Genomic DNA, 12,490 nt, shown 5'->3' with positions numbered 1-12,490 from the left:
ATAGTCCCCCTATTCTATGTTACAAACCAAAGAACCGATAGAATCGTCTAACAAAGCGTTCTCTAAAGAATACCTACTCAAGGAGAACACTCGGATGGGAACGTTGCCGTCTTTGCAAAGAGTAACAGCCGAAGCATCCATAGCCCCCAGTTGCTTTGCTAGGAACTCTTGATAAGAAAGCTTTTCATATTTAACCGCATCATCAAACTTTCTTGGATCCTTATCGTAGATTCCGTCTACGTGCATAGTGGCCTTTAGTAGCAAGTCTACTTTAAGTTCGCAAGCACGTAGGGCTGCCGCTGTATCCGTTGTCAAATAAGGGGTTCCCGCTCCCGTTGTGCAAATAACAATCTTTTCACTAGTTAGGGCATCTAAAGCTTTCTCTGGGTTGTACAAGTCTGCAACTTGAGGGCAAGAAAGGGTAGAAGTAAGTAAGCAAGGAATATTTTCGGCTTTTAAAGCATCGGCCAAAGCCATTCCATTAATTAGCGTAGCCAGCATGCCCATTTGATCAGCAGAAACTCTGTTAATTTGCAGTTCTTTTTCTTTTTCCAGCCCTCTGAGTATATTGCCTCCACCAATAACAACGACTGTTTGAACTCCAAGATTTTTTACTTTGCGGAGTTCTCCAACCATTCCAGACAGACGAACTTCATCTAGGCCGCCTCCGGACTCTTTGGCTAAAGATTCTCCAGAAATCTTAAAAAGGACTCGCTTTGGTAGAGAAGACATCGTTTAGGCTCCTATCTTCCAGTTTGAAAAATAAGTAAGTGTTAAAGAAGTTCCGCTAGCTTTCCCTTGCTCTTCGAGCAGTTGCCCCACTGTCTTGTCTGGATTTTTCACAAAAGGTTGTTCCAGCAAACAAACCTCCTTGTAGAAGTTAGACAACTTACCTTCGACAATCTTATCGACGACAGCTTGAGGCTTTCCTTGAGTTTGGGAAGCTATAACTTCTTTCTCTCTTTCGATAATTTCTGAAGGAACGTCTGCTCTACAGATATAATCAGGAGAAGAAGCCACCACATGCATAGCAATGTCTTTAGCTAAAGCTTCACACTTGTCACATCCTTTTATAACAACCACGGCAACATTCTTTCCATTTCCGTGAGAATAGATGCCACAACTTTCCTTTTCTTCGTTACTAGAAGATCGAAAGGCAATCTTATTAATCCGAATATTTTCTCCGACAGTTTGCATTACAACAGCTCTTTGTTGATCAACCGTCACGGAGGGGTCTTTAGGATAAGGGAGCGTTAGAAACTTTTCCAAATCGTCTCCAGCAAAGTCGTGTAGGGTTTCAACGAGACTTTGTACAAACCCCCTGAAGACATCATTGTTAGCAACAAAGTCTGTTTCTACATTAACTTCGATAAGAGAAAAACCTTTACCGTCAGCCCAGGCGCCGATTAAGCCTTCTTTCGTTTCTCGGCTTTCTTTTTTTCCTGCAGAAGCTAATCCCAGCTTGCGCAAGTAAAGGACGGCCTTCTCTAAATCCCCTTCAGAAGCTTCTAACGCCTCTTTACACTTTGTAAGACCAACGCCAGTCTGTGCTCTGAGACTCTTTATATCTTCCATAGAAATATTAGTTTTCATCGCTTCGTCCTCCATCGTCAAATTTCATAGACAACATTTGCTCTGCAGTCGAAGGATGCACGCCAACCCCTTCAGAAGAAACTAAACTCTCTTCTGGAGAAGCGATAGCGATACCTAGCCGATTTTTTTCTGCAACAACCGCCTCTTTGATTACATTTACAATTAATTTTATACTTTTCAAAGAATCATCGTTGCACGGAATAATGTGATCGATAGGCGTAGGATCACAGTTTGTATCCACTAAAGCTAAGACAGGTATACCTAACTTTTTAGCTTCAGCTACAGCAATCCTTTCATAGCTAGGATCAACAACGACGAGCAGGCCAGGAAGCTGCTTCATAAACCTAACGCCAGAAAGATTTCGATCCAACTTGCCTCTTTTTTTTGCCAGCAAAGACAACTCTTTTTTAGTCAGATAATCCTGACCAGCAACAAGCTCATGCTCAGTTTTCTCTAACGTTTTTACAGACTGACGAATGGTGCTCATGTTTGTAAGCATCCCACCCAGCCATCTTTCGCAAACGTAAAATTCTCCAGCAGCTTCAGCAGCTTCGCGGATAACGCCCTTAGCCTGCTTTTTCGTTCCTACAAAGAGAATGGATCTATTTTCTCTTACGGCTTTGTGTATACAGGGAATCGCTTCGCGAATTTTCTGCAAAGTCTTAGCTAAGTTGATAATATATAACCCATTTCTCTCCTCAAAAATGAAGCGCTTCATCTTTGGGTTCCAACGCCTTTTCTGGTGTCCAAAATGAGCGCCAGCTTCCATGAGCTCTTTAACTGTGATAGAAAGATTGTGTGAATCCAAGCTTTGTTCCTCTATTTTATAAAAATATGTTAACAGGGCATCCCGACAAGAAGATCGAGATTTCAGCCTTGGTGATTTAGTGAACAGCGCCCGATCAGAATCGAACTGACACCGGTAGCTTGGAAGGCTACAGCTCTACCATTGAGCTACGGGCGCAGACAAGAGGGCAAGTTTATCTGATTTAACGTTTTTTAACAAGAGATATTTGAGGAAAAATGGAGGCAAAAAGAAATCGGAATCAGGGGAACCCTGATTCCGATAACAAAAACCTTCGATAACTTCTAAATTAAACTAGAAGCGGAATTGGCCGTTAACGTGTACGGCTTTTTCATCTATGAAGCGTCCTTCAACTGTTACTGCAAATTTATCAGCATCAATTAAGGTAGCTCCGGTGACGAATCCTGTAGACTTTCTAGACTTTAATTTATTCAAGGTGACGGATACTTGGGTTAATACCTCAACGTCGGTTGTCACCGCAGCATCTCCTCCCAATGTAGGATTCCAAGTAAACAAATCAAATTTTTGTTCTTCTAGCTGAGGTTGAGCGACGTAGGCGCCATCGAAGTCTATTTTGGCTCTTGCCCATTTGATGCCGACGTAAGGGGAGATAAAGTTAAGTCTATAAGTTAGAGCTAACCCCACCTGCCACTCGTTATAGTTTGCAGATATAGATTTTGTTTTTGAAAATGCTGGTACAAGAGAAGTGCTTCCTAACGTGGGTAAAGGTAATTTAGCTTCTTCGCCAACAAATCCCTTAGGATGGGTGATAGAGAATTGAGCGACGTTAGAGACGACATTGAGTTGGGAGACTTGAGGTTTTGCTTGAGCATATTGGAATTCAGCTCCAAGGGTAGCACACCCGCATTCCCATAGGGCTCCTCTGGCGCCGATACTCCAAGAAAACTCAGCATCTGTATAAAGCTCCACGAAAGCATTGCTAATAGAAGCATTGGGAACAGATTTATCAATACCAGACGTAGTTTCTACTTGATCTACTCCCAATAAGCCTACTAAGTTGAAGGCATTAGAAGATCCTTTGATGTAAGCGTTAGTGGTGCCTAGTGTACAGAAGATGTCGAAACGATCCCATACATTGAGAGCGAGGTACCCTGCATTGGTATAGAGCTCGGATTGAGTCATATTTTTGTGCAGAGCTTTGTTAGGCAAACTAGGATCTGCTGTAAAATTACTTGCAACGTTAGCATCTGTGGTGTCATCCGACATAGTGAAGGTAGGAGGGACGTTAGTTTTAAGGAGTCTATTGAAGACGTAGTCGCCGAAGAAGCCCGCGCGTAAAGAGAGAGCGTCGCACCAAGTGGAGCATGGGTCGCATGGATCTCCGCTAGCACCTTCCCATAATACACCATCTATTAAAAGGCTTGGTTCACCAGGATTCCCTACAGGCAAAGCGAGGGAGGTGGCGCCGGAGCCCAAGACTGCGGCAAACAATACCGACTTGAAGAGTTTTTTCATACTTACCTCTGAAGATTTTTGCTAATATTTCGTTGTTCGATGCTCGCTATTCTTGTTTTGCTCCGGCTAATGCGTTTCGGTAGTATGCCGAGAAATCGTCGATGTAGTTGAAAATCATCCCCGTACGTTCGTTTCGGAGGGAATAACAACCTTATCGCATGAACACCAAGCGTATTAGTCGCAAACATAGCAAACTTTTCTCTTTATAGTAAAGATATGACACTAAAATTATTTAGTTTTTTTGAAAAAAATCCTGAAGTTCCTGAGCTTTCCTGGGGTTTTTTTGTTAACTCTTTTTAGTGAAGATTTTTTGTAAGAAGTTCGCTGTCAAACCTTTGTAGGTTTGACAGCGAAGAATTGGAAAATTTTTTCTCCCCTGCTTTTTGTTAATAAAAAAATTTAGAAATGAATAAATTTAGGACTTTTTATTACTGTACATGAAACACCTTTATACAAATTATGAAAAGGCGAAACAAGCCACCACTATCAGTTTCAGAAAAAGCTAACAGACTACTGTCTGGAATATTGGTAGTGTTCACTATCATAGTTTTTCGTTTGTGGCATCTAGCTGTTGTCGAACACGATGTAAAAACGGAGGAGGCCTATAAACCTCAAAAACGCACGGTGCCTCTTCAATCAGATAGAGCCACTGTGTGCGACCGCTTTGGAACTATTTTAGCAACAAACAAGATACAGTATAACGTAAGCGTTTCCTATGGGGGGATTAAAGAGTTTCCAGTAGGAGCATGGCGTGTAGATGCTTTAGGAAACAGAGTCCGCGTTCCTGTAAGGAAAGAGTATATAGGCAGGCTTTCTGCCTTGCTTGCAGAAGAATTGCATCTTGATCGCGAGCGCATAGAAGACCTTATCCATGCCAAAGCTTCCGTTTTAGGTAATATTCCATTCTTAATAAAGGCCAATATTTCGGAAAGATCCTACTTGCGCTTCAAAATGTTAGAAAAGGATTGGCCTGGGCTGCATGCTGAAAGGGTAACTTCTAGGCACTATCCCATGGGGAAGACGGCTGCGGATATAATAGGATACATAGGTCCTATCAGTTCTTCGGAGTATAGACATGTAACAGAAGAGCTTGCAAAGTTGCGAGAATGTCTTCGGGCTTTCGAGAATGGGGAAGAGCCAGCGTTTCCTAAAGGATGTTCTAGTATAGATGAGGTGAGTTCTAAGCTTCGTAGGTTAGAAGGGAACGCTTACGACGTTAATACTCTCGTTGGAAAGATGGGAATCGAAGCTTTTTATGATTCAAAGTTGAGAGGCGCTTACGGAAGGAAAGTTTACCTTATAGATCGTAGAGGAAATTTTATTCAGGAACTTCCTAAAGAAGGCAGAGAGGTAGTTCCTGGAAGAAAGTTAAGGTTAACGATTTCTTCTGAACTGCAATCTTTTGCTGACGAGTTGCTTCTCGAACACGAGCGCAATGAAATGTTGCGTTCGGCGAGCTCCCTGAGGAAGCAAAAAAAGTTGCCGCCTTTATTTCCTTGGATAAAAGGTGGAGCCATTGTTGCTCTCGATCCTAACAATGGAGAGGTTTTGGCTATGGCTTCTTCTCCTAGATGTGATTTAAATGATTTCATTAATCTTAGGGCTTCTTCAGATGTTGAGGGAGAGGAAATGAAATCATCTGTTTGTCGATGGTTAGAAAATGTCTCCCACATTTCGGAGCTCAGAGATTTCAAAACACCTTTACAAAGGGAGCGTAAGGACGTTTTAAAGAACGAACCATATTTTGAAGAGACTTTTCTCTCTTTAAAATATTACCTGGATTTTGTTTTGCCTGAAGTGTCGTTAGTGAAAAAAGTTTTTTGTGATAACGCTACGATTGGGCGGGCTATAGATATCCAATCTCTTATAGAAGAGCTTTTGGCTATATTTTCAAAAAGAGGAGAGTCCTCAAGTTTTGCGATTCTGGACACAATATACCCTAGTGAAGAGGGGCATATTTCTTCTGGTGAGGTGCTTTCTCTTTCTAGGCAAAAGGATTTAAAAAAAATTTTCTTGGACAATAGAGAGCAGATAGAAGCGCTCAAAGAATCTTTGGCAGCTTTTTTTATCGAGCTTCCATCTAATTACGATAAAATTCTTTTAACGGACCTATTCCGATTGTGTGTGGATCCGAAAAGGTTCGAGGGTTTCTCTCGAGAATATTTGGAAGAGGTTTCTTTATTTTCTTTTTCAGAAATGGAAGGGCGATACATTTCTCTTAGGAGTGCTTTTGAGAAATTAATGGAAGATGTTTTTACGGAAACCTTCTTCAAAAAATGGCGGGGGGAACATTTCGCCAAGATGCTTGCGCAAAAAAGAGCTCAAGAGAGAGTTAGAAAACAGAGATTTCCTACTCCTTACGTTGATTATTTGGATGTTGAAAGGAGAGAGCTGTTTAAAGAGTTTGTCAGTCACAATATGACAAATCTAATGTTTTCGCTGCTCACAGGAGAGAGAAGGGATTTTTCTCCAGATATAGAGCCATTTATTTTCGTTGTGAATTCGTGGAGGGAAGAGATTGAGAGGGGAGCTCATACAGCATTGCCTTGGAGAGAACATTACTTTTATCTGAAGAATTGTTTGAAGGATATTCCAGCTGAATATGTAGCTTCTTTTTTATCAACTTTTCGTTCCTTTTCAGATCTTCGCAGGCCTTTGCTGGGGAAATATCCGATTTCCTTGCTTAAGAACGAGTGTCCTATAGAGCAAGATTTGTTTGCTTTGTGTTATCCAACTTATGGTTTTGGCTACTTGAGATCGCATGCGTTTAGGCAGGCAACAACGCTTGGTTCGATATTTAAGTTGGTTTCGACATACTCTGTTCTTTTTCAAAAGGTTCTTGACGAAGATTCTGGGCAACAAGATCTAACCAAGCTTTTAGTATTGGTTGATAAAAACAGCGAGGGTTTTCGTTCTAAGAAATCGCATATAGGGTTTTTCCCTGATGGCTCTCCTATTCCTAATTTTTACCGAGGAGGGATCTTGCCGGGCAATGACTATTCTGGTAGAGGGGCTCTGGATTTAATTCGGGCGTTAGAGATGTCCAGCAATCCGTATTTTTCCCTTATGGTGGGCGATTTTTTGGAGGATCCCGAAGATTTATGTGCTGCAGCAAGTCTTTTTGGTTTTGGAGAGCTTTCTGGATTGGATTTGCCCGGGGAATTCTCGGGATACATACCTAGAGACACTGCTTATAATCGATCTGGATTGTATGCTATGGCTATAGGGCAGCATACGTTGACTGTAACACCTTTGCAGACCGCGGTGATGATGGCGACTCTTGTAAATGGAGGGAAGTTGTTTGTCCCCCGTTTATTAATGGGAGAGTGGGGAGAGGGAGAATATTTTCCTCAGAATAGTTTTATTAGGAGAGAGATCTTTATGCCTGAAGAGCTTTCTTCGTTGTTTAAGAAGGGGATGCAGAAGGTCATTTGGGGTAAGTATGGAACGGCTAGATCGGTAAGAGATCTCTTTCCAAAAGATTTTCTGCTTAGGGTAGTAGGGAAAACTAGCACGGCAGAATCTTTGGTTAGGACGGGGTTGGATCGTGAGCATGGTTTGATGAAGATGAAACACGTTTGGTTTGGTGCCATAGGATTTAAAGACGAGGAGCTTTTGAGTCCGGATATAGTGGTTGTTGTGTATTTGCGTCTAGGAGAGTTTGGGAAAGACGCTGCGCCTATGGCGTTGAAAATGATCGACAAGTGGGAAAAAATCAAAGCGAGCAAAAAATAGCGATAATTTTTTTGTGAGTTTTTTTGTTTTGGCATGGAAATCGCTTCCTTCAAAAGTGAAAAGCTTTTTGAAGGAGAAACACTATCATGGACGAAATGTCGAAATCCCAGCTAGCGAAAGAATATCTATGTTCGGGAATCAATTTATTTTTAAGTGGAGAATACGCGCAATCTGAGGAAAGATTGAAAGAGGTTCTCTCCTTAGATTCAGAATCTGCGTTAGCTTATTGTTATTTGGGAATCATTTGTCTGGAAACGGGTCGAGCCGAGGAGGCGTTGAAATGGTGTTCTCTTGGTCTGGAGTCTGATCCCAGTGATAGCTATCTTCGGTACTGTTACGGTGTGGCTTTGGATAGGAATAATCGTTTAGGGGAGGCTGTTGAGCAATACCACCTGTACATAGATTTGCACCCCGAGGATTCTGAGTGTTGGTTTAGTTTGGGAAGTGCTTACCATAAATTAAAAGACTACGAAAAGGCTATGGATTGCTTTGATAAGATCTTAGCCGTTGACCCATGGAATCCGCAAAGCCTTTATAATAAAGCTGTTATTCTTTCTGATATGGATAAAGAGGAAGAAGCCATTATGGTTTTGGAAACAACCGTTAAGAAAAATCCTCTATACTGGAAAGGGTGGATTAAACTAGGGTATCTTCTCTCTAAGGGGAAAGAGTGGTTGCGAGCAGCTGAAGCATATGAAAGAGTTGTTCGTTTGCGGCCGGATCTTGCCGATGGACATTATAATTTGGGATTGTGTTACCTGACGTTAGATAAAACAAAACTAGCTTTAAAAGCGTTTAGGGAAGCTTTACATCTTAATGAAGAAGATGCCGATGCTCATTTTTATGTAGGATTGTCTTACATGGATTTAAAACAAGACCGGAATGCTTTTGATGCTTTTAACAAAGCTTTAGCAATTAATTTGGATCATGAAAGGGCCCATTATTTATTGGGGTACTTGTATCATATGAAAGGGGACGCGGAGAAAGCTTTGAAGGAGCTAGCGTTTTTATCTTCCAAGGAATCTCAGTTTGCTCCGCTTTTGGAGAAGGCTGTTGTGACGGGATCTTTCCCTCTTCCTTTGGGTAAAAAAGTGCTTTAATTTTCATTTTGTTTTCTGAAGGAAGAATATTTTTTGTAAAAAAATAGTTGTATGGTATAAGTCTCTCGTCACCTTTTTCTTAGAAGTATTCTTTGAAGAAGGTTGATGTCTTGACTTGGAGGGCTCGCCCCTCGTCTTTTGAAGCTCAGGGCGCTTTGGCGTCCTGGGCTTTCTTTGTTTATCCCAAAAATTTGTAGTTTGGTATACTTCTCTTCTTGGTTTTCTGTTTGAAAGAAGAATCTTTGATGTAAAATAAAAACTCTGAGCTTTATGAGCGAGCAAGATCTTGACACCATCTTAAAGGAGAGGGAGGAATATCGTTACGGATTTTCCACCGAGGTAGAAACGGAAAGTTTAGATAAAGGGCTTTCGGAAGAGGTGGTAGAAAAAATTTCAGCGCTGCGTCGAGAGCCGGGGTTTATTACGGATTTCCGTCTTAAAGCTTTTCGTTACTGGCAAGGGTTGCGTGAACCAGCTTGGGCAAACTTGGTTAGAGACGACATCGACTATCAAGATATAGTGTATTTTACTGCCCCTAAGACCAAGGGAAAGTTAGGTAGGCTGGAGGATGCAGATCCTGAGGTTTTGGAGACGTTCAAGAAGTTGGGAATACCGCTTGATGAGCAAAAGCGATTATTGAATGTTGCTGTTGACCTTGTTTTTGATTCCGTATCTATAGGAACAACGTTCAAAGAAACGTTGGAGAGAGCTGGGGTAATTTTTTGTTCCTTTTCTGAAGCTGTTCAGAACTATCCTGATTTGATCAAGAAGTATTTGGGTAGTGTAGTTTCATTTAGAGATAACTTTTTTGCAGCGTTAAATGCTGCAGTTTTTACTGACGGGTCATTTGTTTATGTTCCGAAAGGCGTTTCGTGTCCGATGGAGATTTCCACATATTTTCGTATCAATGACAAAGAGTCCGGACAGTTTGAGAGAACCTTGATTATTGCAGAAGAGGATTCTTTTGTAAGTTATTTAGAGGGCTGTACAGCGCCTTCTTATTCCTCCAACCAACTGCATGCCGCAGTTGTAGAACTTGTAGCAAAAACTAGAGCTCGTATTAAGTACTCTACAGTACAAAACTGGTATGCAGGAGATCGAAAGACTGGTAAAGGTGGTATTTATAATTTTGTGACCAAGAGGGGATTGTGTGAGGGCGACAAGTCGCAAATATCTTGGACTCAAGTAGAGGCTGGAGCTGCTATCACATGGAAATATCCTAGCTGTATTTTGAAAGGACAGGGCAGTGTCGGGGAGTTTTATTCTGTGGCCTTGACTGGGGGCAGAATGCAGGCCGATACGGGCACGAAGATGATCCATATAGGGAAAAATTCTTCTTCAACAATAGTTTCTAAAGGAATTTCTGCCGATCAATCGCAAAATACTTTTCGTAGTCAGGTTTGGGTGGCTAAGGGAGCGTCGCATGTACACAACTATACACAATGTGATTCTATGCTTGTAGGAACCCAGTGTGGGGCGCATACGTTTCCATCCATAGAGGTAAAGAACAATACGGCTTCTGTAGAGCATGAGGCGACGACATCTAAACTTCGACAGGATCAGTTGTTTTATTTGCGGAGTCGAGGATTGGGAGTGGAGGATGCTATAGGTTTGGTTATTAATGGTTTTTGCGAAAAGGTTTTTCGCGAATTGCCATTGGAATTTGCTGAAGAAGCTAAAAAGCTGCTGCTACTTAAACTAGAAAACAGTGTGGGCTAACATGTTGGAAATAAAACATCTCCAAGCGAGTTACGAGGGGGTAGATATTCTTAGAGACTTTTCTTTGAAGATCTCTCCTGGAGAGATTCATGTTGTTATGGGTCCTAATGGAGCAGGGAAATCGACGTTAACAAAGGTTTTGTCTGGGGACCCTTCGGTTCAAGTGGTCTCTGGGGAGATAGTTTTTTGTAATGAAGAGATTTCTTCTTGTGAGCCTGAAGAGCGGGCTCGAAAGGGATTATTTATAGGGTTCCAGCAACCGCCAGAAATTCCTGGTGTTGCTAATGAGTTTTTTTTAAGAGAGGCTTACAATGCTTGCGCTGAGACTAAGGGTAGGGAAAAATTAGATGCAGTTGAGTTTAAGCGCCTTTTAGCTCGAGTAAGTGCTTGCTATGAGTTTAACCCTGATGAGTCTCTTCTGCAGCGGTCTGTTAATGAGGGATTTTCTGGGGGGGAACGTAAGAAGAATGAAATTTTACAAATGCTTGTTTTGGAACCTAAGCTGGCAGTTTTGGATGAGCCGGACTCTGGGTTGGATATAGATGCTTTGCAGTTTGTTTGTAGAGCAATCAAGAAGTATATGATTGAATATCCCTCATCTTCTTTATGTATTATCACTCATAACCCCAAAATAGTATCTTTGTTGAATCCTACGTGTGTGCATATCCTTGGTCGAGGGGCGATTGTTCATTCGGGAGACGCTAGCGTGGTAGAGTTGCTCGAGGAGCAAGGATACGAGAAAATTTTTGATGGTAAAGAAGCTCCTCTAAGAGAGGGAACGTCTGTATGACACAAGTGCTGTCTTTATTCAAAAACCCCTTGGAGAGAAGAGTGCTAGGAGGAGCTCCTTATGAGGAAAATGAGGAGTATAGGAATTGTTTGCAGAAAGCTACCTGGTTAAAAATTTCTGAAGACTCTGGTGACAATAGATGTTTTGCATTTTCTAAGGAGGGAGAGTTACAAGAATTAATACAACAGGGGATGTTGTCTCTTGATTCTGGCTGGAATTGCACTTTTGTCAACGGAGTTTTTGAGCCCCGGTTGTCTAGTGTTCCCGAAGGTTGTTTTCTTTTATCTGTGAAGGACGCTAGAAGGTTTTACCAAAGTTTTTTCCAATTGCATAAAGAGGGGTTGGAGAATAAAAAAAGCCCGTTGCATGGTTTGAATGCGAGTTTTTTGGATGAGGCCGCTTTTTTATATGTTCCCGAAGATTTTAAAATTCAGGATCCAATTAGTATTAGGAACATTGTTACAAAAAGTTTTGCTTGCACTGATAGGTCTGCTATTTTACCCGCGGTAACTGTAGCGGTGGCTTCTAGAGCTTTTGTTGAAGTAAATGTTCTTCCTTGCGAGTTTTTTTCTGGTGAAGGGATTCCTTCAAGCGCTTCTACCGAGGGCATATTTAGTGGGGTTCTGAATATCGTTGCAGAAGACTATGCAACGATCCGCTTGAATTTTGGTGCAGAGGCTTTATTGGAAAGTCCTTCTATTGCTTCTGGCAGATCTTTTTGGGAGGAGGAATCTCAAGCGTGGTCGGTCTCAGCATTGATGCAGGAAAGGTCTTCCATTTTGACGCGTATTTATTCTCGGAAAAAGTTTTTCTCATCAGGAATTGTTGATTGTAGGTATCAACTGTTAAGCCCTTATGCTTACTCGGAAGTGCTTGGTTCTATCAAAGATCCTGAAGGATTGTTGTTAAAAGTTGCGATGATCCATAAGGCAGAGAAAACAGGATCTAGACAGACAATAAAATCTCTTTTGAATGAGGATGCCAATTTTTCTTTTGAAGGAGACATTATAATAGAGCCTGATTGTGGAGATTCTGAAGCATATCAGAAACACGATAGTCTACTTATGGGAGAATCGGCTTCTGTTCTTACTATCCCCAGGCTTCAAATTTTTACCGACAATGTAAAGGCCTCTCATGGAGCTACGGTGGGCAGGCCTGATGATGGAATTATTTTTTTTATGAGGTCTAGAGGGATTTCAGAAGAGAGGGCTAAGGAAATTTTTTTAAAAGGTTTTCTGTACCCGGAACCCGAAGGTTTTATCTTTGATTAGG

At 41.6% G+C, this 12,490-nt stretch carries 9 protein-coding genes and 1 tRNA gene; 5 read left to right on the top strand and 5 right to left on the bottom strand.

Translation table 11 applies throughout. The features are described 5' to 3' along the window. Positions 1 to 9: 9 nt before the first annotated feature. From pyrH to KJA58_RS04000, 5 genes are all read right to left on the bottom strand, one after another. Positions 10 to 732 (bottom strand): UMP kinase, encoded by a 723-nt coding sequence (gene pyrH, locus KJA58_RS04020; protein ID WP_213358157.1) that lies wholly within the window; start codon positions 730 to 732, stop codon positions 10 to 12. Between the two features lie 3 nt (positions 733 to 735). Continuing rightward, positions 736 to 1,593 carry a translation elongation factor Ts gene (gene tsf, locus KJA58_RS04015; RefSeq protein ID WP_246485723.1) on the bottom strand — a complete coding sequence of 286 codons (858 nt, stop codon included), beginning with the start codon at positions 1,591 to 1,593 and terminating at the stop codon, positions 736 to 738. After that, positions 1,583 to 2,401, bottom strand: a complete 819-nt coding sequence (gene rpsB, locus KJA58_RS04010; RefSeq protein WP_213358156.1) for a 30S ribosomal protein S2 — start codon at positions 2,399 to 2,401, stop codon at positions 1,583 to 1,585. The genes tsf and rpsB overlap by 11 nt, the downstream gene beginning before the upstream one ends. Positions 2,402 to 2,486: 85 nt before the next feature. Continuing rightward, a tRNA-Gly gene (locus tag KJA58_RS04005) sits at positions 2,487 to 2,557 on the bottom strand. A 135-nt stretch (positions 2,558 to 2,692) separates the two neighbouring features. Then, complete coding sequence (locus KJA58_RS04000) at positions 2,693 to 3,874, bottom strand: porin (protein ID WP_213358155.1); 1,182 nt, start codon at positions 3,872 to 3,874, stop codon at positions 2,693 to 2,695. A 459-nt stretch (positions 3,875 to 4,333) separates the two neighbouring features. Here KJA58_RS04000 and KJA58_RS03995 point away from each other — a divergent pair, with 459 nt between their 5' ends. The 5 genes from KJA58_RS03995 to KJA58_RS03975 all read left to right on the top strand — a co-directional run bounded on the left by KJA58_RS03995 (position 4,334) and on the right by KJA58_RS03975 (position 12,489). Beyond that, on the top strand, positions 4,334 to 7,609 hold the full coding sequence (locus KJA58_RS03995; protein WP_213358154.1) for a penicillin-binding transpeptidase domain-containing protein: 3,276 nt from the start codon (positions 4,334 to 4,336) through the stop codon (positions 7,607 to 7,609). Between the two features lie 86 nt (positions 7,610 to 7,695). Beyond that, entirely contained in the window at positions 7,696 to 8,709 is a 1,014-nt protein-coding gene (locus KJA58_RS03990; RefSeq protein ID WP_213358153.1) for a tetratricopeptide repeat protein, read from the top strand. 270 nt (positions 8,710 to 8,979) lie between these two features. Continuing rightward, positions 8,980 to 10,428, top strand: coding sequence for a Fe-S cluster assembly protein SufB (gene sufB / locus KJA58_RS03985; RefSeq protein WP_213358152.1), 1,449 nt, complete (start codon positions 8,980 to 8,982; stop codon positions 10,426 to 10,428). After that, a complete protein-coding gene (sufC, locus tag KJA58_RS03980) occupies positions 10,418 to 11,218 on the top strand; it encodes a Fe-S cluster assembly ATPase SufC (RefSeq protein WP_425513807.1) in 801 nt (266 codons plus the stop codon). The genes sufB and sufC overlap by 11 nt, the downstream gene beginning before the upstream one ends. Continuing rightward, positions 11,215 to 12,489: a SufD family Fe-S cluster assembly protein gene (locus KJA58_RS03975; protein WP_213358150.1), complete on the top strand. Its 1,275-nt coding sequence runs from the start codon at positions 11,215 to 11,217 to the stop codon at positions 12,487 to 12,489. The genes sufC and KJA58_RS03975 overlap by 4 nt, the downstream gene beginning before the upstream one ends. Position 12,490 lies beyond the last annotated feature (1 nt).

The organism is Chlamydiifrater phoenicopteri (genome assembly GCF_902807005.1).
In the GTDB taxonomy this organism is placed as follows: domain Bacteria; phylum Chlamydiota; class Chlamydiia; order Chlamydiales; family Chlamydiaceae; genus Chlamydiifrater; species Chlamydiifrater phoenicopteri.
This window is presented reverse-complemented; position numbering and strand designations above follow the sequence as displayed.